29 protein-coding genes and 1 tRNA gene are annotated in these 26,187 nt (G+C 45.3%); 1 reads left to right on the top strand and 29 read right to left on the bottom strand.

From position 1 onward, the window contains the following. Positions 1-331: 331 nt before the first annotated feature. The 11 genes from secG to QWY16_RS06105 form a co-directional block, all read right to left on the bottom strand. Positions 332-559: a preprotein translocase subunit SecG gene (gene secG / locus QWY16_RS06155; RefSeq protein WP_036808196.1), complete on the bottom strand. Its 228-nt coding sequence runs from the start codon at positions 557-559 to the stop codon at positions 332-334. A gap of 98 nt (positions 560-657) precedes the next feature. After that, the gene (eno, locus tag QWY16_RS06150) at positions 658-1,953 is read right to left on the bottom strand and encodes a phosphopyruvate hydratase (RefSeq protein ID WP_300992063.1); all 1,296 of its coding nucleotides are present in this window, start codon (positions 1,951-1,953) and stop codon (positions 658-660) included. Positions 1,954-1,969: 16 nt separating this feature from the next. Next, entirely contained in the window at positions 1,970-3,502 is a 1,533-nt protein-coding gene (gene gpmI, locus QWY16_RS06145; RefSeq protein ID WP_300992061.1) for a 2,3-bisphosphoglycerate-independent phosphoglycerate mutase, read from the bottom strand. Then, entirely contained in the window at positions 3,495-4,256 is a 762-nt protein-coding gene (tpiA, locus tag QWY16_RS06140) for a triose-phosphate isomerase (protein ID WP_300992060.1), read from the bottom strand. The genes gpmI and tpiA overlap by 8 nt, the downstream gene beginning before the upstream one ends. A gap of 14 nt (positions 4,257-4,270) precedes the next feature. Further along, positions 4,271-5,455, bottom strand: coding sequence for a phosphoglycerate kinase (locus tag QWY16_RS06135; RefSeq protein WP_300992059.1), 1,185 nt, complete (start codon positions 5,453-5,455; stop codon positions 4,271-4,273). A gap of 109 nt (positions 5,456-5,564) precedes the next feature. Next, entirely contained in the window at positions 5,565-6,569 is a 1,005-nt protein-coding gene (gap, locus tag QWY16_RS06130) for a type I glyceraldehyde-3-phosphate dehydrogenase (protein ID WP_300992057.1), read from the bottom strand. Then, on the bottom strand, positions 6,570-7,613 hold the full coding sequence (locus QWY16_RS06125) for a sugar-binding transcriptional regulator (RefSeq protein WP_300992055.1): 1,044 nt from the start codon (positions 7,611-7,613) through the stop codon (positions 6,570-6,572). 108 nt (positions 7,614-7,721) lie between these two features. Continuing rightward, positions 7,722-7,952, bottom strand: a complete 231-nt coding sequence (locus QWY16_RS06120) for a glutaredoxin family protein (protein WP_300992054.1) — start codon at positions 7,950-7,952, stop codon at positions 7,722-7,724. A 15-nt stretch (positions 7,953-7,967) separates the two neighbouring features. Next, a complete protein-coding gene (locus QWY16_RS06115) occupies positions 7,968-8,750 on the bottom strand; it encodes a TPM domain-containing protein (RefSeq protein WP_300992053.1) in 783 nt (260 codons plus the stop codon). Further along, positions 8,747-9,325 (bottom strand): LemA family protein, encoded by a 579-nt coding sequence (locus tag QWY16_RS06110; protein WP_300992052.1) that lies wholly within the window; start codon positions 9,323-9,325, stop codon positions 8,747-8,749. The genes QWY16_RS06115 and QWY16_RS06110 overlap by 4 nt, the downstream gene beginning before the upstream one ends. 187 nt (positions 9,326-9,512) lie before the next feature. Further along, a tRNA-Arg gene (locus QWY16_RS06105) sits at positions 9,513-9,584 on the bottom strand. A 172-nt stretch (positions 9,585-9,756) separates the two neighbouring features. Here QWY16_RS06105 and clpP point away from each other — a divergent pair. Beyond that, positions 9,757-10,359 (top strand): ATP-dependent Clp endopeptidase proteolytic subunit ClpP, encoded by a 603-nt coding sequence (clpP, locus tag QWY16_RS06100; RefSeq protein ID WP_300992051.1) that lies wholly within the window; start codon positions 9,757-9,759, stop codon positions 10,357-10,359. 482 nt (positions 10,360-10,841) lie between these two features. Here the strand turns inward: clpP and QWY16_RS06095 are convergent, their stop codons facing one another. From QWY16_RS06095 to QWY16_RS06010, 18 genes are all read right to left on the bottom strand, one after another. Beyond that, the gene (locus tag QWY16_RS06095; RefSeq protein WP_300992049.1) at positions 10,842-11,099 is read right to left on the bottom strand and encodes an HPr family phosphocarrier protein; all 258 of its coding nucleotides are present in this window, start codon (positions 11,097-11,099) and stop codon (positions 10,842-10,844) included. A 60-nt stretch (positions 11,100-11,159) separates the two neighbouring features. Next, on the bottom strand, positions 11,160-12,110 hold the full coding sequence (gene whiA, locus QWY16_RS06090) for a DNA-binding protein WhiA (protein ID WP_300992048.1): 951 nt from the start codon (positions 12,108-12,110) through the stop codon (positions 11,160-11,162). Between the two features lie 21 nt (positions 12,111-12,131). Beyond that, the gene (locus tag QWY16_RS06085; protein WP_300992047.1) at positions 12,132-13,127 is read right to left on the bottom strand and encodes a gluconeogenesis factor YvcK family protein; all 996 of its coding nucleotides are present in this window, start codon (positions 13,125-13,127) and stop codon (positions 12,132-12,134) included. Positions 13,128-13,131: 4 nt separating this feature from the next. Beyond that, positions 13,132-14,013 carry an RNase adapter RapZ gene (gene rapZ / locus QWY16_RS06080; RefSeq protein WP_300992046.1) on the bottom strand — a complete coding sequence of 294 codons (882 nt, stop codon included), beginning with the start codon at positions 14,011-14,013 and terminating at the stop codon, positions 13,132-13,134. Then, a complete protein-coding gene (locus tag QWY16_RS06075; RefSeq protein ID WP_300993319.1) occupies positions 14,006-14,491 on the bottom strand; it encodes an NUDIX hydrolase in 486 nt (161 codons plus the stop codon). The genes rapZ and QWY16_RS06075 overlap by 8 nt, the downstream gene beginning before the upstream one ends. A gap of 398 nt (positions 14,492-14,889) precedes the next feature. Further along, positions 14,890-15,843: a thioredoxin-disulfide reductase gene (gene trxB, locus QWY16_RS06070; RefSeq protein WP_300992045.1), complete on the bottom strand. Its 954-nt coding sequence runs from the start codon at positions 15,841-15,843 to the stop codon at positions 14,890-14,892. 67 nt (positions 15,844-15,910) lie between these two features. Then, entirely contained in the window at positions 15,911-17,437 is a 1,527-nt protein-coding gene (locus QWY16_RS06065) for a tetratricopeptide repeat protein (RefSeq protein WP_300992044.1), read from the bottom strand. A 78-nt stretch (positions 17,438-17,515) separates the two neighbouring features. Then, the gene (gene hisIE, locus QWY16_RS06060) at positions 17,516-18,145 is read right to left on the bottom strand and encodes a bifunctional phosphoribosyl-AMP cyclohydrolase/phosphoribosyl-ATP diphosphatase HisIE (protein ID WP_300992043.1); all 630 of its coding nucleotides are present in this window, start codon (positions 18,143-18,145) and stop codon (positions 17,516-17,518) included. Beyond that, positions 18,142-18,894: an imidazole glycerol phosphate synthase subunit HisF gene (gene hisF / locus QWY16_RS06055; RefSeq protein ID WP_300992042.1), complete on the bottom strand. Its 753-nt coding sequence runs from the start codon at positions 18,892-18,894 to the stop codon at positions 18,142-18,144. Before hisF ends, hisIE begins: the two co-directional genes overlap by 4 nt. Beyond that, on the bottom strand, positions 18,888-19,616 hold the full coding sequence (gene hisA, locus QWY16_RS06050; protein WP_300992041.1) for a 1-(5-phosphoribosyl)-5-[(5-phosphoribosylamino)methylideneamino]imidazole-4-carboxamide isomerase: 729 nt from the start codon (positions 19,614-19,616) through the stop codon (positions 18,888-18,890). The genes hisF and hisA overlap by 7 nt, the downstream gene beginning before the upstream one ends. Beyond that, positions 19,585-20,238: an imidazole glycerol phosphate synthase subunit HisH gene (gene hisH / locus QWY16_RS06045; protein WP_300992039.1), complete on the bottom strand. Its 654-nt coding sequence runs from the start codon at positions 20,236-20,238 to the stop codon at positions 19,585-19,587. The genes hisA and hisH overlap by 32 nt, the downstream gene beginning before the upstream one ends. After that, the gene (hisB, locus tag QWY16_RS06040) at positions 20,235-20,825 is read right to left on the bottom strand and encodes an imidazoleglycerol-phosphate dehydratase HisB (protein WP_300992037.1); all 591 of its coding nucleotides are present in this window, start codon (positions 20,823-20,825) and stop codon (positions 20,235-20,237) included. The genes hisH and hisB overlap by 4 nt, the downstream gene beginning before the upstream one ends. After that, entirely contained in the window at positions 20,826-22,103 is a 1,278-nt protein-coding gene (gene hisD, locus QWY16_RS06035; protein ID WP_300992036.1) for a histidinol dehydrogenase, read from the bottom strand. Further along, positions 22,100-22,726, bottom strand: coding sequence for an ATP phosphoribosyltransferase (gene hisG, locus QWY16_RS06030; protein ID WP_300992035.1), 627 nt, complete (start codon positions 22,724-22,726; stop codon positions 22,100-22,102). Before hisG ends, hisD begins: the two co-directional genes overlap by 4 nt. Next, complete coding sequence (locus QWY16_RS06025) at positions 22,719-23,882, bottom strand: ATP phosphoribosyltransferase regulatory subunit (protein WP_300992034.1); 1,164 nt, start codon at positions 23,880-23,882, stop codon at positions 22,719-22,721. Before QWY16_RS06025 ends, hisG begins: the two co-directional genes overlap by 8 nt. 198 nt (positions 23,883-24,080) lie before the next feature. Further along, positions 24,081-24,593 carry an acyltransferase gene (locus tag QWY16_RS06020; RefSeq protein WP_300992033.1) on the bottom strand — a complete coding sequence of 171 codons (513 nt, stop codon included), beginning with the start codon at positions 24,591-24,593 and terminating at the stop codon, positions 24,081-24,083. Further along, complete coding sequence (gene ppaX, locus QWY16_RS06015; protein ID WP_300992032.1) at positions 24,590-25,285, bottom strand: pyrophosphatase PpaX; 696 nt, start codon at positions 25,283-25,285, stop codon at positions 24,590-24,592. Before ppaX ends, QWY16_RS06020 begins: the two co-directional genes overlap by 4 nt. Then, positions 25,240-26,175: a nucleoside recognition domain-containing protein gene (locus tag QWY16_RS06010; RefSeq protein WP_300992031.1), complete on the bottom strand. Its 936-nt coding sequence runs from the start codon at positions 26,173-26,175 to the stop codon at positions 25,240-25,242. Before QWY16_RS06010 ends, ppaX begins: the two co-directional genes overlap by 46 nt. Positions 26,176-26,187 lie beyond the last annotated feature (12 nt).

Here is a 26,187-nt window from a genome sequence, read left to right as displayed (position 1 = left end):
ATTCTTTAGTATGACATGTTAAACCTCGTCTTCTACTTATGAAGAGCGGATGAAATTCTGCCAACTAGCAAACACCTTATATCGTTACCATATTCCTGTACGATTTTTTTATTAAATTATCTAAAGATATGGAGCAAAACAGCGGAGACGCCTGCGGGATAGCGAGACAGCCGAGACCCTGCAGGAGCGTAGCGGCTCGGCGCTCGCCCGCGGCAAGCGTAGCTGTTATGCGGAATATCGACATTAGACTTCATCAAAGCTAAAATTATTAATATCTTATCTAAAAGAAAACGCCTAACCAGTTATTGGTCAGGCGATTTAATCATCTACATTAAACTTTTGTGACGGCGATAGCCAGAATAAAGAATAAGGCAGCAAGTACAATCGTAACGCGTTGAAGGACTAGGTCCAATCCACGGGCTTTTTGCTTGCCGAAAAGTTGCTCTGCTCCACCGGAGATGGCTCCTGAAAGGCCTGCACTTTTTCCTGATTGCAATAAGACGACAACGATTAAAGCGAGCGATACGATGACGAGTAATGTCATTAACAACGTATGCATAAATTCCACCTCCTGAAAAGAACTTCCACAACAAGAATAAGTTTACCAAAAACTGCGAACTATGACAATAGCAACAGAACTAATGGGTTCCTTATACCTTATTTCTTCAAGTTGTAGAAAGTTTTAACGCCGAGGTATCTAGCTGTATCATGAAGCTGGTCTTCGATGCGCAGCAATTGGTTGTATTTCGCAACGCGATCCGTACGTGAAGGTGCTCCTGTTTTGATCTGGCCAGCGTTTGTTGCTACCGCGATATCGGCAATCGTCACATCTTCCGATTCTCCTGAACGGTGGCTGATGACAGCGGTGTAGCCCGCGCGTTTCGCCATTTCAATCGCATCAAATGTTTCTGTCAATGTACCGATTTGGTTTACTTTGATCAAGATCGAGTTTCCGATGCCTTGTTCAATTCCCTGCGCCAATTTTTTCGTATTTGTTACGAATAAATCATCACCGACTAATTGAACACGGTCACCAATGCGTTCTGTCAGCAATTTATGGCCTTCCCAGTCATTTTCATCCAAGCCGTCTTCAATTGAAACGATTGGGTATTTATTGGAAAGTTCTTCGTACCAGTCAACCATTTCAGCAGAAGTTTTCACTGTATTGTCTCCTGGCAAGTTATATACGCCTTTTTCTTTGTCGTAAAGTTCAGAAGAAGCGACGTCCATAGCAAGCAATACATCTTCGCCTGGTTTGTAGCCCGCTTTTTCAATAGCTTCCATAATCGTTTGAAGTGCTTCTTCGTTTGACCCAAGGTTTGGAGCAAAGCCGCCTTCATCCCCTACAGAAGTGTTATAGCCTTTTTCTTTCAAGACACTTTTCAGGTTATGGAAGATTTCTGCTCCCATGCGCACTGCGTGGCGGAATGTTTCTGCACCAACCGGCATAACCATGAATTCCTGAATGTCCACATTGTTATCAGCATGCTCGCCGCCGTTTAAAATGTTCATCATCGGCACTGGCAATTGCTTAGCGTTGAAACCGCCTAAGTATTGGTATAACGGAACATCTAAGTAATCAGATGCGGCGTGGGCTACTGCCATGGAGACACCCAAAATAGCGTTTGCCCCTAAACGGCCTTTGTTTTCCGTACCGTCCAGTGCAATCAATGCCTGGTCGATGGATACTTGGTCAAGAGCCGAGAAGTTGCCTTCAATTTCTGCAGCAATTTCATTGTTAACATGGTCAACTGCTTTTAATACACCTTTTCCAAGGTAACGGCTCTTGTCGCCGTCGCGAAGTTCAACTGCTTCGTGTTCTCCAGTCGAAGCTCCAGATGGTACGATTGCGCGTCCAAATGCTCCGCTTTCTGTGAATACTTCCACTTCGATCGTTGGGTTTCCTCGTGAATCTAATACTTCGCGTGCTAAAACGTCTGTGATAATTGGCAATGAAAACATCTCCCTTTTAATATAATGGTTTTCCGGTCATTTCTTCCGGTTGTTCAACATTCAGCAATTTCAATACGGTCGGAGCCAAATCGGCTAGAATTCCGCCTTTTCTCAACTCCACGCCTTTTTTAGTCACAATGACCGGCACTTGATTCGTCGTATGGGCAGTCATCGGCATGCCTTCAAGCGTTACCACTTCATCGGCATTTCCATGGTCAGCTGTTACGATGGCATATCCGCCTTTGGCGTGCAGCGCCTCAATGATTTTGCCTAAGCATTCATCGACCACTTCAATGGCACGGATTGTCGGCCCAAGCATTCCACTATGGCCAACCATATCCGGATTTGCAAAGTTCAAAATGATGGCATCATGAGCGTCGTTTTGAATTTGTTCGACCAGTTTGCCTGTCACTTCAAAAGCACTCATTTCCGGCTGCAGATCGTATGTCGCCACTTTTGGGGAATCTACTAAAATTCGATCTTCACCCGGGAAAACATCTTCTCTTCCTCCGCTCATAAAGAACGTGACATGCGGATATTTCTCGGTTTCGGCAATTCGCAATTGAGTCAGTCCGCTGTCAGACAACACTTCACCGATCGTATTTTCCAAATTCTGCGTTTCATAAGCCACTCGTGTCGGCAAATCATCGCTATAAGATGTAAACGTGATGAATGACAGATTTGTCGGATGCTTCACGCTCAGCTGCAATTCCTGGAATCCTTCACGCACGAATACAGAAGTCAGCTGAATGGCCCGGTCAGGACGGAAGTTGAAAAATACGACAGAATCGCCTGTTTCAATCGTTGCCACTGGCTGGCCTTCTTCAACGATGGCAAAAGGCACGACAAATTCATCATGGATGCCCAAATCATAAGAATAAGTAATACCGGCATTAGCAGATGGAGCCGTCTGGCCCGCACCATCCACTAAAACGCGGTAAGCAAGGTCTACCCGCTCCCAACGCTTGTCGCGGTCCATTGCATAATACCGGCCGCTAATGGAAGCGAATTTCCCGACGCCGATTTCTTGCATTTTTTGCTCGGCTTCTTCCACATATTTAATTGCTGTCTGTGGCCCGACGTCCCGGCCATCCAAGAATCCGTGTACATAAACACGTGTTAAGCCATAAAATTTCGCCAATTCCAGCAGAGCGAACAAATGCTCATAATGGCTATGCACGCCGCCGTCTGACAGCAAGCCCATCAAATGGAGCGCTTTGCCGTTTGCTTTGGCATTTTCAACTGCTTCTACAAAAGCGGCATTTTGAAAAAAGTCGCCATCGCGGATTGATTTATGGATCCGTGTCAGGTTCTGATAAACGATTCTTCCGGCACCGATGTTCAAATGGCCAACTTCTGAGTTGCCCATCTGGCCTTCCGGAAGCCCTACCGCTTCGCCTGAAGCCGTCAAAAGGCTATGCGGATAGTTTTCCCATAATTGATCAAAATTCGGTTTATTTGCTTGAGAAACAGCATTGCCAAAAGTCTCTTTCCGGCAGCCGAAGCCATCCAAAATGATTAACGCTACTGGATAATCTGTATTACGCATGCGATCCCGCCTCTAGTAGTTTTACAAAGGAATCCGTTTCAAGGCTGGCGCCTCCAACAAGCGCGCCGTCAATGTGTTCCATACCCAGCAATTCTTCAATATTGGCGGGTTTAACGCTGCCGCCATACTGGATGCGGACTTGCTGAGCAATGCCGTCATTGAATAATGAAGCCACTTTATTTCGGATAATGCCGCAAACTTCGTTGGCATCTTGGGCAGTAGCTGTCTTGCCTGTTCCAATCGCCCAGATCGGTTCATAAGCAATCACCAATTGCTCGGCTTGCTGTTCCGATAATCCAGCGAGCCCTGCTTCTACTTGTGCTTCAACCACTGAGCCGGTTTCGCCGTTTTCACGCTGTTCCAAGGTCTCGCCCACGCACATAATCGGTGTTAAGCCGTTTTCAAATGCTGCATGGACTTTTTTGTTGACCGATTGGTCCGTTTCATTGAAATACTGCCGGCGCTCTGAATGCCCGATAATCACGTAATTCACTTTAATATCAGCCAATTGGGCAGCACTGATTTCTCCAGTAAATGCACCTTCTTTTTCTTCATGCATCGTTTGAGCGCCTATTTGAAGCGAACTTGATTCTGTTGATGCGACAAGCTGCTGCAGGTAAAGAGCAGGAGCGCAAATGACCGAATCAACTTTGTCTGCATCCGGCACGAGACCTTTTACTTCTTCTACAAATTCCTTTGCTTCAGATAAGGTCTTATACATTTTCCAGTTTCCAGCAATAATCGGTTTTCTCAACAATACCACTCCTTCTATTTGTCGGTTAAGGCAGTTACGCCTGGCAATTCTTTGCCTTCCATAAATTCGAGGGAAGCTCCGCCGCCGGTTGAAATATGATCCATTTGATCAGCGACATTGAACTGCTCTACTGCAGCGGCTGAATCGCCTCCGCCGATAACTGTATAAGCTTCTGTTTTTGCCATAGCCTGTGCTACTGATTTTGTGCCATTTTCAAAAGAACTCATTTCAAAGACGCCCATTGGCCCGTTCCAAATGATCAATTTAGAGTTCAGAATGACATCGGAATAAAGCTCAACGGTTTTCGGTCCAATATCGAGGCCCATCCAATCTGCAGGAATTTCATCGATACTAACCACTTTGGTCTCGCCGTCATTGGAGAATTTTTGTGCCACAACTACATCTAGCGGCAGATAAAGTTTGACACCTTTTTCTTCCGCCTTTTTGATGAACGATTGTGCCAGCTCGATTTTGTCTTCTTCGAGCAAAGAAGTGCCGATTTCATGGCCTTGAGCTTTCGTAAAGGTATAAGAAAGCCCGCCGCCGATCAGCAGGTTGTCGACTTTATCCAGCAAATGGTCGATTACGCCGATTTTGTCTTTTACTTTCGCTCCGCCGATAATCGCTGTAAATGGACGCTCCGGCTCAGATAAGGCTTTCCCTAACACATCCAGTTCCTTTTCCAGCAACAGGCCGGAAACAGCAGTCAGATGCTTAGCGATGCCGGCAGTTGAAGCGTGCGCTCTATGTGCCGCTCCAAAAGCGTCGTTGACGAAAACATCTGCCAATGCAGCAAACGCTTTAGCCAATTGTTCATCATTCTTTTCTTCGCCGGGATGGAAGCGGACATTTTCCAATAAAACAATGTCGCCATCGTTCATTGAAGCAATTTCCTGCTCAACTTTTTGCCCGATGGATTCATCAAGGCTTTTCACTTCTTTATGTAATAATTCACTTAGTTTGGCGCCTGCAGCTGCAAGCCTCATGTCTTCGTTGACTGTACCTTTTGGCCGTCCCAAGTGGCTGGCCAAAATTACTTTTGCTCCATTATCAACCAAATATTCGATGGTTGGAATGGCAGCGCGGATCCGTGTATCATCTGTCACTTTTCCTTCTGACATCGGTACGTTAAAATCCACTCGGCAAAATACGCGTTTTCCTTTTAAGTCCACGTCTTTCATAGTCATTTTCTTCAACATGACACTACCTCCCCGTTCGTCTAAAAAAAATAAGGGGTGGGGTAAATCCCCACCCCTCTACCCTCTTCCATTATAGAGGTTCATCGGAAATTAAGCTATAAATTTGGGATTACAATCCTGTTTTATACATGTGAAGAGCAAGGTCGATACAACGTGCAGAATAACCAGATTCGTTGTCATACCATGAAAGAACTTTCACCATGTTTCCGCCAAGCGCCATTGTAGATGCACCGTCGATTGTAGATGAAGCCGGGTTGCCGTTATAGTCGCTAGAAACCAGTGGCAGGTCCGTATAAGCCAAGTAACCTTTCAATTCGTTTTCAGTAGCTTCTTTCAACGCATTGTTGACATCTTCAACAGTAGCTTCTGTTTCAAGTTCTGCCACTAAGTCGATCAATGATACGTTCGGTGTAGGAACGCGGATAGCCATTCCGTCCAGTTTGCCTTTCAGTTCCGGCAATACTTTTGTTACTGCTACCGCAGCTCCTGTAGTTGTCGGAATCATGGATTCTGCTGCTGCCCGTGCACGGCGATAATCTTTGTGAGGTGAATCCAATAGAATTTGGTCATTTGTATAAGAGTGGATGGTCGTCATCATGGCATGTTTGATGCCGAAACGATCATTCAATACTTTTGAAATACCTGCAAGGCCGTTAGTCGTACATGAAGCATTTGATACTACGTTGTCCGTTGCTGGGTCGTAGCTGTCATGGTTCACGCCCATAACCAATGTTTTCATGTCTTTGCCCGGTGCTGAAACGATAACTTTCTTAGCACCAGCTTCGATATGTTTAGCAGCCGCATCAGCGTCTGTGAATCGGCCTGTCGATTCAAGGACGATGTCAACCCCTAATTCTCCCCATGGAAGAGCTGCAGGATCTTTTTCAGCGAATACACGCATTCTTTTGCCGTTCACGATAAGGTCTTCGCCTTCAGCAGAAATCTCTGCATCTGAAATACCGTGCACTGAATCATATTTCAAAAGATGTGCAAGCATTTTTGCGTCAGTCAAATCGTTTACTGCCACTACTTCCACTTCCGGGTTTTCCATTACCTGGCGATATACAATACGTCCGATACGTCCAAATCCGTTAATTGCTAATTTTAAAGTCATTTAAAATTCCTCCTGTTTTTGAGTTAACTCGATTATTTTTCGTGCCGCACCTTCGTCTGTGATTAAAACCGTTTGTTCCGGTGCAATCTTGAAGTAAGAAAGAATTGCTTTAGCTTTCGATCGCCCTCCTGCAACTGCCAGGATGAAAGGCGCTTTTTGAACTTGTTCAATTTGGATTCCCGCTGTGCGGATGCGATAAACTACATTTCCGTTTTTGTCGAAGTAATAGCCGAAAGCTTCACTAACCGCTTCGCCTGCACGGATTTTTTCCACTTCTTCAAATGAGGACTTTCGCTGCAGCGCAATTTCTTCAGCGTTTCCGATGCCATGTACAACAACTTGTGTCTGGTCGTACAATTCCATCATTTCTTTGATCACCGGTTCCCGCATCATCATCTCGTACGCCTCGGCACTTAAATGATCAGGCAGATAAAGTGTTTTGACCGCTCCACCGGTTTTTTCAGCAAACAGGGAGGCGATTGTATTGGCTTGATGGAGGACATCTTCTCCTAAGCCTCCTCTTGCTGCAATAAATTGCAAAGAGCTATCTCTTTTATCGGAAGCTATTTCTTTTGAAATAGCAGCCATTGTACTGCCGCCTGTTACCGCGATTTTTTTATACAGTGGGAACTTCGCTTCCAATAAGCGGGCAGCTTCTTTACCAATATTCGATTTAACTGCTGGAATATCGTCGCTGTTCTGAGGCACGATCAGCACTCTTGATATTCCTAAAAGGGATTTCAGCTCTTTTTCCATGTTGGACAAGCCCGACATTTCTCGCATAAAATCCTTCAAAGCTTCAAGCACTTCAAGCCCCTGTTCAGAAACAATCATTCCAGCGGTCTTTGTTTCAATCAACTGCTGGTTGCGCAACAGATCTGTTTCTTTTCGGATATCCCGTTCAGTCATTCCGGCAAGCTCACTTAAAGGGCGCCTGCCAATGGGCTGTTCCATTTGAATGGTCTGCAGAATTTGATAACGCTTTTTCAGGAGCTCGGTCATTTCCGGCATCAGCTTTTTTTTCGCTTCCGTTAATGAATCCATTCGTTCACTCCATTTCAAGCTGGGCAATTTTTGTCCCACTTAGAATTTTATTGTCCCACTAGTTTCATTCTAACGAAGCCCTCTTTAAAATGCAAACAAAAAGAAGCGTTAGAATTCTAACGCTTCCAATAATTCGATATATCCGATGTTTCCATAAATCACGACTTTCCCGTCTTTTTCGATCACGGGAATCATCAGCATGTATTTTTCATGTATGGCATCGTCGCTCTCGATATCGACTTCCTCATATTCGAAAGGAAAATCTTCCCGGACAAGCTCAAGCATCATTTTTGCTTCATCACATAAAGGGCAATTTTGGCGTGTGTAGAATGTAATCATTTCTTCCCTCTTTCATCAGAATTTGCGGCCTGCTCCGCCGCCGCCTCCAGAACCGCCACGGCCACTTCGAGAACCACCGCCACTGCTGCGGGAGCTTCCGCTGCTGCTCCGGCGTGAACTTGATGAACTTCTTCTTCCTGAATTTTTGCTATTCCCTCTCCCAGCCCCATCGCCGAACAAGGAAATGACAATCCATATGACAATACCGGCAACAATGATACCCCGAGGGATCAACCAATCGTCCTTCTCATCGGGAACACTTGATTGCTGAACCGCCGGCTGCGCCGCTAAAGACGTATTGTTCCAATCATAGGCAGCCGCTACTTCTTTGTAAAGCGCTTTATAAGTGTTCATAATTCCTTTTCCATATTCATCCTGCTTCAAATACGGTATAGCATAGCTGTCAAGAATCCGTCCCACTTCACCATCCGGAAGAACCGCTTCAAGTCCATAGCCGGTGGAAATGTAAATTTCCCGGTCGCCCGTAGAAATGACCATAAGCGCTCCGTTGTTCTCCTCTTTCTTTCCTATTCCATAATGCCGGAGAGCTTCCAATGCATAATCGGCAATCGGTTTGCCTTCTAATGAAGGAACGGCCATCACCGCGAGCTGGGCAGTGGTTGCATCTTCAAGCTCTGTTCCCAATCGACGCAGTTCCTCTTCTTCTGCTGGCGTTAAGACATCAGCTATATCCTGAATGTATATATCCTCCGTCAATTCAGGAAATTCCACAGCCCCGACAGGAGCCGAAACCAAAAAGCTGAACGTTCCTAACAAGAAAATTACTTTCTTCATCATTCCTTGTCGCTTCCGAATTCCACTTTAGGAACTTCTGAAGCACCTGGAGCCGCTTCAAAATATGCTTTTTCACTAAAACCGAAAACGCCGGCAATCATATTGCTAGGAAAACTTTTTGCTTTTCGGTTAAATTCCGAAACGGTTTCATTGAAATCCCGTCTGGCCACCGCAATTCGATTTTCCGTACCGGCCAATTCATCAGCCAGCTGCTGAAAATTCTCACTGGAACGAATTTCTGGATAATTTTCCACAACCACCAGTAAACGGCTTAACGCACCATTCAATTCGGCATCTGCTTCGGCTTGCTCATTGACGCCTTCAGCACGGGCCAAATTCGAACGTGCCTGCGTTACATTGTCAATAATATCCTGTTCCTGATCAGCAAACCCTTTAACCGTTTCAACAAGATTAGGGATCAAGTCGAGTCTGCGCTGCAATTGATTTTCAATCTGTGCATACGATTCGTCAACATCTTCTTCAAGCTGCACAAAACTGTTATAGCTTGGAATCAACATAGCTGCGGAAATAAAAATAAAAGCGATTAGGATAATAAACGGAACAAAAATTTTTTTCAATGCTTCACCTCTTCAGTAGTTTTGAATTTATTTCTTCTTCTAAAGTATAAAGCAATTAAATAAAATTATTGGAATTTTATTCCTCTATATTAATAAAACGAAAAGTTTATTTTGATAATTACTTTTAACCACACAAAAAAAGCCCGCTTTGCCAATAAAGAGGCAAAACGGGCTTCCTAAATCTATATGCCCTCGGAGAGAATCGAACTCCCATCTTAAGAACCGGAATCTTACGTGTGATCCATTACACTACGAGGGCTTTTCGTTATTAACGACTTTTCTATTATAACCATAACAAAACAACTTTTCAAGCCTATTTTTTTAATTCGTTAGATTTGACCTTCATTGACCATAATGTGTATGATAATAGTACAGCTGGAAGAACTTTCAGCATGAATTGACTACTATTTATTATGAGGAGGAAATATCTTATGAATTTAATTCCTACAGTAATTGAACAGACTAGCAGAGGCGAACGCGCTTATGATATTTACTCGCGCTTGTTAAAAGACCGTGTCATCATGCTCGGTAGCGGAATCGACGATAATGTTGCCAACTCAATTGTAGCACAGCTCTTATTCCTTGAAGCTGAAGATCCAGATAAAGATATCTCCATTTACATCAACAGCCCAGGCGGAAGCATTACAGCCGGTATGGCGATTTATGATGTTATGCAGTTTATCCGTCCGGATGTTCAAACTGTCTGCATCGGCATGGCAGCATCTATGGGTGCTTTCCTGCTTGCAGCTGGGACAAAAGGAAAACGCTATGCACTTCCAAACGCTGAAGTCATGATTCACCAACCACTTGGTGGAGCTCAAGGACAAGCGACAGAAATTGAGATTGCAGCGAAACGCATTTTGCACCTACGTGAAAAATTGAATCAAATCTTGTCAGACCGTACTGGCCAGCCGTTAGAAGTGATTTCAAAAGATACAGACCGTGATAACTTCATGACTGCTGAACGTGCAGTAGAATATGGTTTAGTCGATCAAATCATCACTCGCAACAAATTGCTGGACGAAAAAAAATAAAATGAACAAAGAGGATTCGGGATGAGTTATTCCGAATCCTCTTTTTCTGTTAACGATTTTGCGAATAGAAAGAGTCCACAGTTGGTTGCTGTGACTTTTTTCAGGCTGTTGAGAAACTCGAATGTTCTTCTATCATTGCGCTCCAGGCGAGACGCTTTTCGCGGACATGGCTTCAGCCGCTTCCTTCGCTGCATTCAGCTCGCTATTACGATTTTTATAAACGCTCTAAAAGTATGATTGGTTTGAGTAAGTTCTCTTTTATTGCTTCCCGCTCTCCAGATATGAAGCCAACCAGCGGAGACGCCTGCGGGAAAGCGAGACAGCCGAACCTTGCAGGAGCGTAAGCGACGAAGCGGCTTGGCGCTCGCCCGCGGCAAGCGTAGCTGGTTGGCGGAATATCGGTTAAGAAATGATCACCAATGCAAGTTTTATCTTTCTCCACAAGCTAGAAAGAGTCTACAGCTGATTGCTGTGGACTCTTTTTATGCATCTTTTTCAATAAGGGCAGCCAATGCTTCGACTGCCGTTTCTTCATCTCTGCCATCTGCAGAAATTTTGACGGTCGTTCCTTTGCTGATTGCCAGGCTCATGATGCCCATAATGCTTTTGGCGTTTACTTTTTTGTCGTCTTTTTCTAAGTAAACATCCGAATTATAACGGTTTGCTTCTTGAACGAACAAAGCCGCTTGCCTTGCTTGTAATCCTGATTTCAATTGTACTTCCACTTGTTTATCAACCATGCTGATCCTCCTCTGAAACTTGGCTAAACACTTTAACTTATATGAAAGAAAGGCCTAAAATCACTGGCCAATCATTTCTCCTTTTCTCAAGGTTTCGGCAATTTCATCAATTTTCCGCAACCGGTGATTTACGCCTGATTTGCTGACATTTCCCGTTGAGACCATCTCGCCCAATTCTTTCAACGTGACGTCCTGGTATTCTACCCGCAGGCGTGCAATTTCACGCAGCCGTTCCGGCAATTGGTCAATCCCGATCATTTGATCAATAAGGCGAATATTTTCCACTTGCCGCAGCGCCGCATCAATGGTCTTATTCAAATTGGCGGTTTCACAATTCACTAAACGGTTGACACTATTGCGCATATCGCGAATAATCCGCACATCTTCAAATTTTAATAAAGCTGAATGCGCACCGGCAATGCTGAGAAAGTCCGAAATTTTTTCCGCTTCTTTCAAATAAGTGACAAACCCTTTTTTCCGTTCAATCGTCTTTGCGTTCAAATGGAATTCGTTCAGCAAATTCACTAAAGAATCCGCATGGTCTTTGTAAAGCGAGTAGATTTCCAAGTGATAGGAAGAGGTCTCCGGATTATTAACAGATCCCCCTGCTAAAAATGCACCACGCAAATACGCTCGTTTACAGCAGTTCTTCTCGATTAACGCTTTATTGATTTCATGTTCGAACTGGAAGCCTTCTGAAATAATAGCCAGGTCTTCCAACACATGTTTAGAACCTTCCCTGATTCTGCAAATATAAACGTTATTCTTTTTCAGCCGCATCTTTTTTCGGACCAGCAGTTCCACTGGATAAGCCCGGTAAAAGCGCTTTAATAATGTGTAAATCCGACGGGCTATAGCCGCATTTTCGGTTTGTATATCAAGGCTCAATTGCCGATTTGAAAATGATATGGTGCCGTTCATGCGAATTAAAGCGGACAATTCCGCTTTCCCACAACAATCGTCCACTTCGACTTGTGTCATCTCTTTTTTGGTTTCCGAAGCAAAAGACATCCATATTCCCCCTTCCAAGCATTAAAAATACAAATGCTCAGGATCTTCTTTGATAAGGCCTCCAGCATATTCAAACAGCCATTCTGCTACTTTCATCGGTTCATGCCGGACTGTTTCTCCAAAAATATTCGCGATGTCCTGTTTGAATATTTCAAGGCCCATATTGTGCAAACGTTCTTCATCATATTCGACTGGCCACGCTTTTTGTTTTTTATAGCGTTCTACAACTCCTTTAGGCACTTGTTCCTTATTGAGCAGAATCGCATCTAAAAACGGTTCACCTACATGGTCGTAAATGGCTTGAACATGGTCACAGGCTGTATATTTGTATGTTTCTCCTGCTTGGGTCATTAAATTGCAGATATATATTTTTTTAGCTTCAGCTGCAACCACTGCTTTTTTTATGTCTTTTACGAGCAGATTCGGCAATATACTGGTATACAACGAACCTGGTCCCACTACAATGACATCCGCTTTAGTGATAGCTTCTATCGTATCAGGCAAAGTTTTCACATCACGCGGTTCTAAAAAAACTCTTTTTATTGGCTGCAAATACGCCGGAATTTTAGATTCTCCGCTGACAATCGTGCCATCTTCAAACTCGGCATGAAGCGTGACCAACTGGTTTGCTGCTGGCAGCACTGTCCCATTGACGTTCAAAACACGGCTCATCTCCCTTACTGCATGTGAAAAATCACCTGTGATGTTCGTCAAAGCAGCAAGCATAAGATTGCCTAGAGAATGTCCTTCCAAATCCGGGGAGTGTTTAAATCGGTATTGAAACATTTCCGCCACCAATGGTTCAGCATCTGATAAAGCAGCCATGACGTTTCGAATGTCTCCTGGAGGCGGTATATCTAAGTCGTTTCGAAGCCGGCCTGAGCTTCCACCATCATCAGCTACGGTAACAACCGCAGTTAAGTCCAGCGGAAACTTCTTTAATCCCCTTAGAAGCGTAGATAGTCCTGTGCCTCCACCAATAATAACGACCCGTTTCCGGCGTAAAGTACTTTCCATGCACTCAGCCCTTTCTTGTTTTGACGTCCCGATGAGTAACGATCGTTTTGTTTTGTTCTGCCAATAGTTTTCCGTAATATTCAGCAAGCGTCACTGACCGGTGCTGGCCGCCGGTGCAGCCAAAAGCGATCACCAGTTGCGCTTTGCCTTCGTTTTTATATTGGGGAATCATGAATTCTAAAAGGTCCGTCAGTTTACTGATTAATGTTTGGGTCTCACTCCATTGAAGAACATAGCTTGAGACCGGTTCATCCAGTCCGGACAACGGTTTCAATTCTTCAATATAATAAGGGTTCGGCAAAAAACGAACATCGAAAACCAAATCTGCATCAATTGGAATGCCGTGTTTAAAGCCGAATGACATCACATTGACGGTAAATTTATTGCTTGTTTGCGTAGCGAAATCTGTCACAATTTTTTCTCTTAGCTGTCTAGGAGTCATGGTGGAAGTATTGTAAATGTACTTCGCACGCCCTTGCAGATCCATCAGCATGTCGCGCTCTTTTTTAATGCCGCCAAGCACTAGGCCGCCTGGAGATAATGGATGTGACCGGCGTGATTCCTTATACCGGCTGACAAGTGTTTGGTTGTCGGCATCAAGAAACAGAATCGTCGTAGACACTTTTGGCTCTTTCGAAATATTGTCAATGGCATCCACAAGGCTGTCAAAAAAGTCGCCGCCCCGTAAATCCATAACTGCAGCAACCCGCTTCATTGATTTGCCGGAATCTCTCATCAACTTGATGAAAGTAAGCAATAAAGCCGGCGGCAAGTTATCAATTGTAAAAAAACCCAAGTCTTCGAAACTTTGGATTGCGACTGTTTTGCCTGCTCCTGACATGCCGGTTATTATAATTAATTCAGTTTCATTCGTATGCTTATCCATTATGCTGGATCCCCTCTTCAGTAGACATTTGAATGCTTTCTTTAATTAGCTGGAATTCCGGCGAATAATGAAAAGTGCCATATTGCATACCTATTTGGCTTGCAGCAAATTGCAGGTTTGTACGGTCTCCTTCAGCCATCGGCAAAAATGCCAAACTTTCAACCGGATGCCATTCAAGAAGGCCTTCTCTCGTTTCTTCGAAAGGTTTGCCAATCAAGCCGGTTGCCAAAAAAGTGAAAAGCATCCATTCATCAACGATTTGTTCTTTTTCTTGAATCATCATCGTGTAGATCCCTTTTAAATGAGTTCCAAGCGGCTGTACACCTGTTTCTTCCGTGAACTCTCTGATCGCCGCTTCATAAATTGATTCTCCTGTTTCCATTTTACCGCCCGGTGCAACGTACCAATCACGCCGGGGTTTTTTTAATAGCAATACTTGTCCTTCATGGACCACTAATAAATTTGCGATTCGCTGCACTGTCGACACTCCGTATCTATTGTAAACTCTCTCCATTATACATCTATCCTGGCGTGTCATGCAAAAAAAGAAAAGCGTAGGCGGCTTACTCAGCCCTGACAAGCGCTGGAGGGCTTGCAGTGAATGGCGCTTTTGCCATTCGCAGTAAGACCGAAGCGACTCGAGGGGCTAGCCGCCGGAGCTGGACATTAAGAAAAGCGTAGGTAGCTTGCTCAGCTCCGACAAGCGCCTATGGAAGAAGAATTTTAAAATTTATGCATAAAAAAAGAGGCCGTTCTCCGATTATCTCGAAAAACGGCCTGTCAAAATTTCTTTATAAAAAGGGGGTCAATTTACTATTCCTACTTTACCACCATCTTATGACAACAGTGTTACAAGTAGATTAAAATAGCATTAAATCAAGCTTTAATCCCGATTTTTTCGACCAATTCCTCAATATAATGCTGAACCGCTTGAGCAGCGATACTTCCGTCGCCAGTTGCTGTAACAACTTGGCGCAGCATTTTTTCACGTACGTCTCCTGCTGCATATATACCCGGAACTGCTGTTTCCATTTTTTCATTGGTAACAACATAGCCTTCGTCATTTAGGATTCCTAAATCAGCAAATGGTTTAGTCAATGGCAGCATTCCGATGTAAATGAATACACCATCCGCTTCAAATTCCTGTTCATTGCCGTCTTTTGTAGAAACCAGCGTGACACTTCCCACTTTGCCGTTTTCATCATTAATTTCTTTAACCGTATGGCTCCAGATAAAATCAATTTTATCGTTTGCAAACGCCCGGTCTTGAAGAATTTTTTGTGCGCGAAGCTCATCGCGTCTATGGACGATGGTTACTTTATCTGCAAAACGCGTTAAATAAACGCCTTCTTCAACTGCAGAGTCTCCGCCTCCGACGACAACCAGATTTTTCTGTTTGAAGAAGGCTCCGTCACAGACTGCACAATAGCTGACGCCTCGGCCGCCTAGTTCATTTTCACCAGGGATACCCATTTTTTTATACTCAGCACCTGTAGTAATAATGATGGCACGCGCTTTATATTCTTTCGAACCAGCGATGATGGTTTTGTACTCTTCACCATCAATGATTTCTTTTACGTCGCCATAAGCGTATTCAGCACCGAATTTTTTCGCGTGCTCGAACATTTTGTTTGAAAGGTCTGGCCCTAGAATATGTTCAAAACCCGGATAGTTTTCAATTTCTTCCGTGTTGGCCATTTGGCCGCCTGGAATTCCGCGTTCAAGCATTAATGTAGATAAATTCGCTCTTGATGTGTAAACAGCGGCTGTCATGCCTGCTGGTCCTGCTCCAATAATGATCACGTCATAAGTATTATTCGTCTCAGTCATAATAGGCCCTCCTAAATCTCAGTAGCTAAATCGTATAAGATTACCGGCATTGCAGCAACTTTTTTGCTTATGATTCGAAAAGCGGCAAATACTGGATCAACTGATTAACATATTTGGTCAGTGTAGCTGATGTTATGCCGAAATGTGCGGCAACCGCTTTTTTGGTGACAGAACGGTCTCTTGAAGATCTGACCATATAAGCAACCGAAGCGGCCAATGCTTTTGGATTTTTAAATTCATAACGGCGTTCAAACGCTTTTTCCACTAGCATAAACCACATTTGGAAAGCGTAGGAGCCTTGCTCAGTTATCATACTTTCTTCTTGGTACAGAATTTCAGTCGCTTCCATTGCCCGCATGAATGCTTGCTCTTCCGGCACATGTGCTTTAAACGGATGGCCTAGCGCATAACCAAGCAGATAGGTTTCAAGCACGGTTGGCTGTTCAGATTTCAGCCAATTCGGATGTGAAACAATTTCCTGCTTGTGGGCAGACTTTCCTAATAGAAAAAGACCAAACAACCGCTCGCTCGTCTGCGGATGATCAAGTTTCCCCACCAAATAATCCCGGTCATGTTCAAGCGCGTCTGGATGTGGCATAGCCGCCTGTTCTGCCCATGGTTCGTAGCCGTCTTTGCCCGGATCCATTTGCGTCAAATGCTTCCAGGCTTGCTTGGCAATATCTTCATGGCCGGAGTGATAAGCTGCATGAGACAACCAGAAATAGAACGCAGGATCACCGTCAAATCCGCGTTTCTGCAAGCTCCGCAACCAGCGGTACGCTTCTTTATACTTGCCGACCAATGCAAAAGTAGCTCCTAATTTATAGCGATGCTCAAAGACATAAGGCTGAATTTTCTTCAGCAAATCCAGCACGTCTTCAAGTTCCTCATTTTTTTCATAATAATGAAAGACTGCCAGATTGCAAAGTGCATGCAAATTCCCTGTATTTCTTCTTAATACATCATGCAGCAGCGCTTTTGCCATTTCCGTTTCGCCGATATAAAAGTAAGCCAAGGCAAGATTATTATGTGCTCCCCAGAAATCCGGCTTTTCTTCAATCAGCGATTCCAACAATTTGATGGCTTCCGGAAAGTTCCCTTCCTCCATCAAGCGCCGGGCTTTTTCTTGCTGATAAAAATGCTCACTGTCTTGAGCTTCTCCGTCGTCATCAAAAAGCTGCCAGTCTTCTTGTTCTGCAAAATCGATGATTTCTAAAGCTTCCGCTGCATACTGGCCCTGTATGTCGTTTTCCACGTATTTCTTCGCAAAATTGCGCGCTTCTAAGAACATTCCCATATGTGCATTCACTTCTGCTAAGAAAAACAAGGTCTCCGTCTTATATTGATCAAGATCATATGCTGTACGCAATGCTTCCATTGCCTGCCCGAATTCCTGCATCTCCATAAGAACGATGCCAAACTGGACCCAGATATCCGGGTCTTTCGGGCTTAATTCTGTAGCCCGCTGCAGATACTTATGGGCTTTGGGATACTGATCCCGCTGTAACTCTTTTAATGCCTTTTTGTAATAATATTCCCCTGTTGGAATGAATGACAGGACATTTTCATAGTTTTTCTTTTTTTTATTCTCCAAAATATGCCTCCGAAAAAGTAAAAGGAACGATTGTCATCGCTCCTCCACTTAAATGTGCTGTAATTATAGCATATTTCCTTATTGTTTACCCGCAGTTTTTGTTGCATGACGTTCTTTTAAGACGTTAATGACGTCTTCAAACCCGACTTTCTGTTCTTGCAGCAGCACCAGGACATGATAAAATAAGTCCGCCGTTTCCATCGCCAGTTCTTTCGGATCTCTGTTTTTCGCTGCAATGATCACTTCTGCCGCTTCTTCTCCGACTTTTTTGCAGATTTTATCGACGCCTTCTTCAAACAGGTAAGTCGTATAAGCGCCGGCTGGCATTTCTTCTTCCCTTTTTCGGATCAATCCCGTCAGGTCACTGAACATGTCCACTTTCGACTCGTTTGGTGCACCGGCAATGGTGTTATGGAAACAGCTTTCTTCGCCAGTATGGCAAGCCGGGCCATTCGGAATCACTTCATAGATCAACGAGTCTCCATCACAGTCAAGGCGGACTGCTGTCACTTGCTGGGTATTGCCGCTAGTCGCGCCTTTGTTCCATAATTCAGAGCGGCTTCTGGAGTATAACCAAGTTTCGTTTGTTTCTAGTGTTTTTTGTACGGCTTCTTCGTTTGCATAAGCCAATGTCAGCACTGCTTTCGTGTCGGCATTTTGAATAATAACGGGAATCAGCCCGTTGCCATCATATTTGATATCGTTCATCGGACATTCACTCCCTCTTTCCTTAAATACTCTTTCACTTCAGCAACGCTCGTTTCTTTGTAATGAAAAATTGAAGCCGCAAGAGCAGCATCTGCATCCACTTCTTTGAAAACTTCGGCGAAATGTTCCCGATTTCCTGCCCCGCCGCTTGCAATCACCGGGACTTCTACCGCTTCCCGCACCGCTTTGGTCAGTTCCAAATCAAAACCATCTTTTGAGCCGTCTTTATCCATTGAAGTCAAAAGCAGTTCCCCTGCTCCCAGTTCGACGCTTTTCTTCGCCCACTCCACTGCATCCCAGCCGGTTTTATTGCGTCCGCCATGTGTATAAACATCCCAGCCTGTGCCGTTGCTTTTGGCATCAATGGCTACGACGATGCATTGAGAACCGAAATAATCCGCCCCTTCTTTGATTAGCTCGGGCCGGTCAAGCGCCGAAGTGTTCAAGGAAACTTTGTCGGCTCCCGCACGCAGCATACGCTTCATATCTTCAAGAGAACGAATGCCGCCGCCAACCGTAAACGGAATGGATAATTCAGTGGCCACTATTTTGACCACTTCAATCATCGTTTCTTTGCCTTCGTGGGAAGCAGAAATATCCAAGAAGACCAATTCATCCGCTCCTTGCTTGTCGTAAAAACGGGCAAGCTCCACCGGGTCCCCGGCATCACGAAGCGACACAAAGCTTACGCCTTTGACAACCCGTCCTTCTTTGACATCGAGGCATGGAATAATTCGTTTGGTCAACATGACAGCGCCTCCTCCAGTGTAAAGCGGTTTTCATACAGCGCTTTACCGATAATGACTCCGGCAATCGGGCTTTCGCCTGCTGCCTGTTTGACGTTTTGGATATCTTCAAGAGAACCGATTCCACCGGAAACGATTACTTCTGCTTGATCCGAATCGACGAGCGTTTTATTGGCATCGATATTCGGCCCCTGCAGCGTGCCGTCCGTTGCGATATCTGTGTAAATAAAATGCTTGGCTCCTTTGGAAACAAAAAAGCTGGCGACGTCTTTTGCCGATTGCCCCGAAGTTTCAATCCATCCTTCGGTTGCAGCCATTCCGTTTTTGGCGTCAATGCCAATGACGATCCGTTCTGCCCCGAATTCCTCAATAAACGATGCGACCAGTTCCGGATTGCGGATTGCAAGGCTCCCGATGATGACGCGGCTAATGCCGTTTGATAAATAATGTTCAATATCTTCACGCGTCCGGATGCCGCCGCCAATTTGGATATTGACCGGAAGCTTCGCCGCTTCAATCACAACTTTATCATTGATCCGGACGCCATCTTTGGCTCCGTCCAAATCGACCATGTGAATCCATTCCGTTCCGGCATCCACAAATTGCTTAGCCATATCAACTGGCGAGTCGCCGTATACGGTTTCCTGTGCATAATCTCCCTGAAAAAGCCTTACGCATTTTCCGCCGCGCAAATCAATTGCGGGATAGATTTGAAACTTGCTCATCTTGGTTCCTCCTGACGTTTGCAATCCATTGTTCAAGTAAATAATGACCGAAATCACCGGATTTTTCCGGGTGGAACTGCATTCCTGTAATCAACCCTGAACCGACGACGCCTGGCACATCGATGTTGCCGTAGCTTGCTGTCGCCCATACCTGCTCCGGGTTTGTGTTCACTGCTAAAAATGAATGGACGAAATAGACATGGGTATCCACTTGCAAATCATCCAGCCAATACGGCATGCGGGAAAATTCAAGCCGGTTCCAGCCCATATGAGGTATGCGGTACGCCCCTTTTTCAAAACGGCGAATCTGCCCTTTCAACAAGCTGAGCCCTTTTGTCGGTTTTACTTCTGAACTGTCTTCATACAGCAGCTGCATGCCAAGGCAAATTCCAAGAAGCGGAATGCCTTTTTCGGGCAATGATTGAATAAAAGAAGAAAGTCCTTTGCGGTCCAGCAATTCCATCGCATCTGGAAAGGCGCCGACTCCCGGCAGTAAAATTGCTTCTGCTTCAAGCAGCGTCTCCGGATCGTCAGATAAAATCACTGTGCAATCCAGTTTTTTCAATGCTTGTTCCACGCTGAACAGATTGCCCATGCCGTAATCGATAATTCCGATAATCATGTTAACAGCCCCTTTGTAGATGGCACGCCTTTCACTCGGGAATCTATGATTGTCGCTTCGTCCAGCGCACGAGCGAGCGCCTTGAAGACCGCTTCGATGATGTGGTGTGTATTATGGCCGTAGTGAATAATGACGTGGACATTCATACGCGACTCCAGTGCAAATTTCCAGAGAAATTCACGTACCAGTTCTGTATCAAACGTGCCGACTTTTTCGTTCGGGATAATGCCCCGCATTTCCAAGTGGGGTCGATTTGAACAGTCGACGACCACTTGAGCAAGAGCGTCATCCATCGGCACAAAGGCATTGCCATAGCGGCGGATGCCTTTTTTGTCGCCCAGCGCTTCTTTCACTGCTTGTCCAAGGACAATGCCAATGTCTTCTGTTGTGTGGTGATCGTCGATATGGGTATCGCCGTCTGCTTTGATTTCCCCGTCAAACAAGCCGTGCTTGATGAATAAGTCGAGCATATGGTCCATGAACGGCACACCCGTGTTGATATCCGCTTTTCCATCTCCATCCAGCGAAAAAGAAATGGCTACTTTGGTTTCATTTGTATCGCGCTTGATTTCAGCTTTTCTCATCATTTATTCTCCTTTTTTCCAGGCACGGGATTCTACTGCACGTGCATGTCCTTCGAGTCCTTCAAGGCGTGCAAGACGGGCAATCTTCGCTTCATTTTGCTGCCAGGCCTGTTCACTGTAATAAACCACACTTGTTCTTTTGACAAAATCATAGACCGACAAGGCACTCGAAAAACGCGCCGTGCTGTTGGTTGGCAAGACGTGGTTTGTGCCTGCGAAATAATCGCCGATCGGTTCCGACGAATAACGGCCGATAAAAATCGCGCCGGCATTCTGGATTCTTTCTGACAGGGATTCTGCATCTGCCGTCATAATTTCTAAATGCTCAGGTGCCAGTTCATTCGCAGCCGCGATCAATTCATCCATCGTTTCTCCGACATAAATCATGCCGTGATCATTGATCGCTTTTCCTGCAATGGACTGCCGCGGCAGGGTCACCAGCTGGCGCTCCACTTCAAGCGAGACGGCATCTGCTAATTGCTGGCTGGTTGTCAGCAGCACGGCACTTGCCATCGGATCGTGTTCCGCCTGAGATAATAGATCCGCCGCCACTTCATCGGCAAAAGCTGTTTCGTCCGCAATGATGGCAATTTCACTAGGCCCTGCAATCATGTCGATTGCGACGTCGCCGAAAACTTGCCGTTTAGCCAGAGCCACAAACACATTGCCTGGCCCTGTGATTTTATCCACTGCTTCGATTGATTCTGTGCCGTATGCAAGCGCGGCAATCGCTTGGGCGCCGCCCGCTTTATAAATTTCATCAATTCCAAGAATATGTGCTGCAACCAACACTCCATCAGATAATCTGCCGTCTTTTCCTGGCGGAGAAATCAGTACCACCCGGCCGACACCCGCTACTTGGGCCGGGATGACATTCATCAACACGGAAGACGGGTAAGCGGCTGTGCCGCCTGGGACATACAATCCTGCCGAGCTGATTGCTGTGACCCGCTGGGCTACATAAGAGCCATCGTTTCTGGTGTTTTTATAACCCTCTTGCTTTTGGTTTTTGTGGTACTCCCGGACATTATCCGCCGCTTCCGTCAAGTCCTGAAGCAATCGGGCATCAAAGCGGCCGACCGCCTCCATGATTTCGCCATGGCTGACCCGGATGCTCTCCAATTTGACCCCGTCCCATTTCTCGGTGTAGCCGAGCAATGCCGCATCGCCGTTTTGCTTCACGTTTTGGATGATTTCCTTGACGGCAGCCAGCTGCTCGGCATTAGCTTCAGCAATCGTTCTTCTAATGGAAATGTCGGAAGATAATTGCATCTGTTTCATGCCTTCGCCTGCTTTCGTAAGTTTTCGACAAGTTCACGGATCCGCTCCTGCTTTAATCGGTAACTAACTGGATTCGCAATCAGCCGGGAAGTGATTTCAGCGATTTGCTCATACTCCACAAGGCCATTTTCTTTCAGCGTTTTTCCTGTTGATACGATATCGACGATGCGGTCTGCAAGCCCAATCATCGGTGCCAATTCGATAGATCCGTTCAATTGAATGATTTCCACTTGCTCCCCTTTGCCTCGGTAAAAGCGGGAAGCGATTTTAGGATATTTAGTTGCGATTCGCGGCGTCACCGGATTCATCTCTGTATTCGGTAATCCTGCAGTCGCGATATAGCAGCGGCTAATTCCAAGGTCCAGCAATTCATGGACGGAGCGGTCCAGCTCCAGCATAACGTCTTTACCAGCTATTCCAATATCCGCTACGCCATGTTCCACATAAACCGGCACATCCATCGGCTTCGCCAAAATAAAGCGGAAGCGTTCGTTCGGCGCTTCCACAATCAGTTTGCGCGAGTCATCCAGTTCTTTCGGCAAATCATAGCCTGCTTTTACCAGCAGCTCATAGGCTTCCTCAAAAATTCGCCCTTTTGGCATGGCAATCGTCAGTTCATCCATTTTTAGCACCTTCCAATCGTCTTACTTCGCTGAACAATGCAGTAAACTCTTCTAGCGCGTGTACAGCCGGAGCATATTGGAGCGTGGCTCTTGCTCCGGATTCGCGCAATTGCTGCGCTTGCTCATGTGCCTGTTCTTCGCTGGCTTCGTCAAATAAAATCAATATATGCTGCTCTTCCTCTTTGTCCGGCGGCATCACTTCCAGCAGCCGGTCTACACGCAAGCCGAATCCTGTAGCTCCGACATGCAAGCCGAACTGTTTCATCAATCCATCATAGCGCCCGCCATTGCCTAGCGGAAACCCGCTTCCTGCTCCATATATTTCAAACACCAGGCCGGTGTAATACGTCATATGGCTGGTAAAGGATAAATCATAAGTGATGGCTTCCGCCAGTCCGTTTCTTTGGATGATGGTCTGCAGTTTCAGCATTTCTTCATAAAACGCTGTTTGTTCACTATTTGAAAAATCAATGTATGGTTTCCAGTCTTCTAAAGATGACGTGATGATTAATTGTTTAAAAGAAGCCGCTTTTTCTGTATCCCCGATCAATTCATTGGCCAGTTGTTCAAAACGGACACCGTTTTTCGATACAAGAGCAGCACGGACCACTTCTATTTGATCATCGTCCAATCCAAAATCCCTTAATATGAGCTGCAGCAATTGTGTATGGCCAATGACGACACGGCCAGATTTAACGTTCAACTGGTTTAAGATATTCGAGGCCAGGATAATCACTTCTGCATCTGCGTAAAGCGAATCATCGCCGATCAGTTCGACGCCCATTTGTTCGAATTCTGCCGGCCGGCCGCCTTCCCGCTTTTGTGCCCGAAAAACGTTGGAATAATACCCGAGCCGGACCGGCATTTTTTCTTTCAGCAATTTTGATGCCGCCACCCGTGCAATTGGGGAAGTCATGTCGGGACGAAGGACCAGTGTTTCGCCTTGGCTGTCCAACAATTTAAAAAGCGCGTTATCTGGAATAGCAGAAATTTTGCCGATTGTTTCGTAATACTCCAGTGTTGGAGTTTGAAGCAAATCATATCCAGCACCTTGCATGATCGATGTGCCTTTCGCACGCAGTTCAGCTTTCTTTTTAGCAATAAACGGGAAATCGTCACGCATACCCAGTGGTTTCTCGAACATTTGAATGGTCATTGAAGGTCACTTCCTAAAATTGGTTATTTTGCTTTAGTTAGTTAGAGTGGTGAAGTAATTTTTATTTTAGCGCATCTTCCCATGGACCGTCAAGGAATAGTGTAAAAGTTAAGGGAAAGAAATTAACCTACTAGGCCGCTTCTTGACAAAGAAACGAGTTTCACTCTTATTACAAAAAAACCTGAAAGCACACCGCTTTCAGGTTTTTAGTTGGCGTTCGGCCATTTGTTCAGCTGTATAAATAATCACCATCGGATTTCCACCGACAAAAGCTCCGGCTGGCACGTCTTTATTGACCAGTGTGGCAGCGGAAACAATGGCACCGTCCCCGATTGTCACTCCAGGCAAAATAGTCGTATTAGCACCGATCAAAACTTCGTCTCCTATTATGACTTCCCCTAATCGATATTCGTTAATCAAATATTCGTGGGCAAGTATGGTCGTATTATAACCGATGACCGAATTCTTTCCGACCGTGATCTTCTCCGGGAACATGACATCCGGCATGACCATTAACGCAAAAGAAGAATGCTCTCCCACTTTCATATGCAGAAACGTCTTGTAGAGCCAGTTTTTCATAGGCAAAAAAGGTGTATAACGTGCGGTTTGAATGACAATGAAATTTTTAACGACTTTCCAAAACGGCACGGTTTTATAGACATGCCATAGCGAATTTTGACCGGTGACAAAATGGCGCTCGGTGTTTCTCATTGGACTTCTTCTTTCGTCAAATGCAGCAGATCACTGATGTGCTGCAGCATATAGTCGGGATTAAAACCAGCCAAAAATTCCTCGCCTTTTACGGACCAGGCGACGCCGGCAGTACGAACACCGGCATTTTGACCACCTTCTATATCGTGTGAATTGTCACCGATCATCAGGGCTTCGCCCGGCGCTGCATTCAACTGTTCCAATGCCAGCAAAATCGGTTCTGGATCCGGCTTCGGCTCTTTGACTTCATCCAGGCTGACGATGACGTCGAAAATATTTCCGACTCCCATTAATTCCAGTCCGTGTTTGATGGAAGCCCCTCTTTTGGTGGAAACGATCGCCATTTTCAAGCCGCGGTTTTTCAGCAGCCTCAAGGTTTCAGCTACGCCATCATATTCTGTTACCAACTCGTCATGCAAGGTTTTATTGATGGCACGGTATTGCTCAGTCAGTTCTGCTGTGCGCTCCGGGGCAATAGCAGTAAACGTCTGTTCAAGTGAAGGCCCGATAAAATGAAGCACTTCCTGCCTTTCGAAACGGCCCGGAAAATGCTCGTCCAATACCGAAAGAAAGGTTTGGATGATCAATTCATTGGTGTCGAGCAGCGTTCCGTCAAAGTCGAATAACAGTGCATTGATGTCTTTGGTCACGAGGAAAGCACTTCCTTCCGGTTTTCTTCTGTTTTCCGCCATACATAAGAAACAAAAATCGTTAAGACCAGTGCTGTAACAAGGCGTATGATAAACAATGGCCATATGGGGATGCCAAGTGGAACGAAAATAAGCGTATCTTCCACAATGGCATGGCAAGCCACTAGAAAGATAAAGGCCAATGTGGCATCTTTTTTACTGACGCCATCTTCCTGAACTGCTTGAATCATAACGCCCGCTCCCATGGCTAGACCAAACACCAAGCCTGATGCCAATGTCAGCGAAGCATTTTTCTGGATGCCCAGCAATCGAGTCAATGGTCCCATCGAATTGGAGATGCGCTGCAAAAAGCCTTTATCTTTTAATATTTGAATCATCAGCATCAACGGGATGACGATGATCGCCAGCTGTAAAATTCCGAAAGAGGCTTTTTCAAGTCCGAGCAGGAAAACGCCCATCCAGCTTTCCGGCGCAGCTGCAACTTCTGGAGCGAAACCATATTTGGCTGTTTCGCCGCCGCCTTTCCAAACGAGGTTGATGATGATTCCTGATAAAGCGGCCAATCCGAATCGGACAACCAGGACCACCCATAGCTTAACTCCAACTTTTAACGCAACACCGGTTTCGATAAAAATATTATGGGAGAAAGAAAGCATGACCGCCAGGATAAACACTTCTTTTACGGTCAGCTCCAGAGACAGAATCCCTCCGATTCCGGCATACAAGTTTAATGCATTACCAAGAACCAAGGGAATGGCAGCATCTCCGCTAAGCCCAAAGATCCCCATAATCGGAGCAACTAAATCGATGATGAATGGCAAGACCGGTGTATATTGGAGCATCGTCACCAATAACGTAATTGGGAAAATGATTTTCCCCAATGTCCAAGTCGTATGTAGACCCGCTTTCAATCCATTTTTCAACGTAGACATTCCATTCCTTCT

The sequence above is a fragment of the Planococcus shenhongbingii genome (assembly GCF_030413635.1).
Lineage (GTDB): Bacteria > Bacillota > Bacilli > Bacillales_A > Planococcaceae > Planococcus > Planococcus shenhongbingii.
This window is presented reverse-complemented; position numbering and strand designations above follow the sequence as displayed.

Bases quoted from the DNA above. Each gene is read 5' to 3' on its own strand.
- secG (WP_036808196.1), bottom strand. From the start codon at position 559: ATGCATACGTTGTTAATGACATTACTCGTCATCGTATCGCTCGCTTTA.
- gpmI (WP_300992061.1), bottom strand. From the start codon at position 3,502: ATGCGTAATACAGATTATCCAGTAGCGTTAATCATTTTGGATGGCTTC.
- QWY16_RS06135 (WP_300992059.1), bottom strand. From the start codon at position 5,455: ATGTTGAAGAAAATGACTATGAAAGACGTGGACTTAAAAGGAAAACGC.
- gap (WP_300992057.1), bottom strand. From the start codon at position 6,569: ATGACTTTAAAATTAGCAATTAACGGATTTGGACGTATCGGACGTATT.
- QWY16_RS06125 (WP_300992055.1), bottom strand. From the start codon at position 7,613: ATGGATTCATTAACGGAAGCGAAAAAAAAGCTGATGCCGGAAATGACC.
- QWY16_RS06120 (WP_300992054.1), bottom strand. From the start codon at position 7,952: ATGATTACATTCTACACACGCCAAAATTGCCCTTTATGTGATGAAGCA.
- QWY16_RS06115 (WP_300992053.1), bottom strand. From the start codon at position 8,750: ATGATGAAGAAAGTAATTTTCTTGTTAGGAACGTTCAGCTTTTTGGTT.
- clpP (WP_300992051.1), top strand. From the start codon at position 9,757: ATGAATTTAATTCCTACAGTAATTGAACAGACTAGCAGAGGCGAACGC.
- QWY16_RS06095 (WP_300992049.1), bottom strand. From the start codon at position 11,099: ATGGTTGATAAACAAGTGGAAGTACAATTGAAATCAGGATTACAAGCA.
- whiA (WP_300992048.1), bottom strand. From the start codon at position 12,110: ATGTCTTTTGCTTCGGAAACCAAAAAAGAGATGACACAAGTCGAAGTG.
- QWY16_RS06085 (WP_300992047.1), bottom strand. From the start codon at position 13,127: ATGGAAAGTACTTTACGCCGGAAACGGGTCGTTATTATTGGTGGAGGC.
- rapZ (WP_300992046.1), bottom strand. From the start codon at position 14,013: ATGGATAAGCATACGAATGAAACTGAATTAATTATAATAACCGGCATG.
- trxB (WP_300992045.1), bottom strand. From the start codon at position 15,843: ATGACTGAGACGAATAATACTTATGACGTGATCATTATTGGAGCAGGA.
- hisIE (WP_300992043.1), bottom strand. From the start codon at position 18,145: ATGAACGATATCAAATATGATGGCAACGGGCTGATTCCCGTTATTATT.
- hisF (WP_300992042.1), bottom strand. From the start codon at position 18,894: ATGTTGACCAAACGAATTATTCCATGCCTCGATGTCAAAGAAGGACGG.
- hisA (WP_300992041.1), bottom strand. From the start codon at position 19,616: ATGAGCAAGTTTCAAATCTATCCCGCAATTGATTTGCGCGGCGGAAAA.
- hisH (WP_300992039.1), bottom strand. From the start codon at position 20,238: ATGATTATCGGAATTATCGATTACGGCATGGGCAATCTGTTCAGCGTG.
- hisB (WP_300992037.1), bottom strand. From the start codon at position 20,825: ATGATGAGAAAAGCTGAAATCAAGCGCGATACAAATGAAACCAAAGTA.
- hisD (WP_300992036.1), bottom strand. From the start codon at position 22,103: ATGAAACAGATGCAATTATCTTCCGACATTTCCATTAGAAGAACGATT.
- hisG (WP_300992035.1), bottom strand. From the start codon at position 22,726: ATGGATGAACTGACGATTGCCATGCCAAAAGGGCGAATTTTTGAGGAA.
- QWY16_RS06025 (WP_300992034.1), bottom strand. From the start codon at position 23,882: ATGACCATTCAAATGTTCGAGAAACCACTGGGTATGCGTGACGATTTC.
- QWY16_RS06020 (WP_300992033.1), bottom strand. From the start codon at position 24,593: ATGAGAAACACCGAGCGCCATTTTGTCACCGGTCAAAATTCGCTATGG.
- ppaX (WP_300992032.1), bottom strand. From the start codon at position 25,285: ATGGCGGAAAACAGAAGAAAACCGGAAGGAAGTGCTTTCCTCGTGACC.
- QWY16_RS06010 (WP_300992031.1), bottom strand. From the start codon at position 26,175: ATGTCTACGTTGAAAAATGGATTGAAAGCGGGTCTACATACGACTTGG.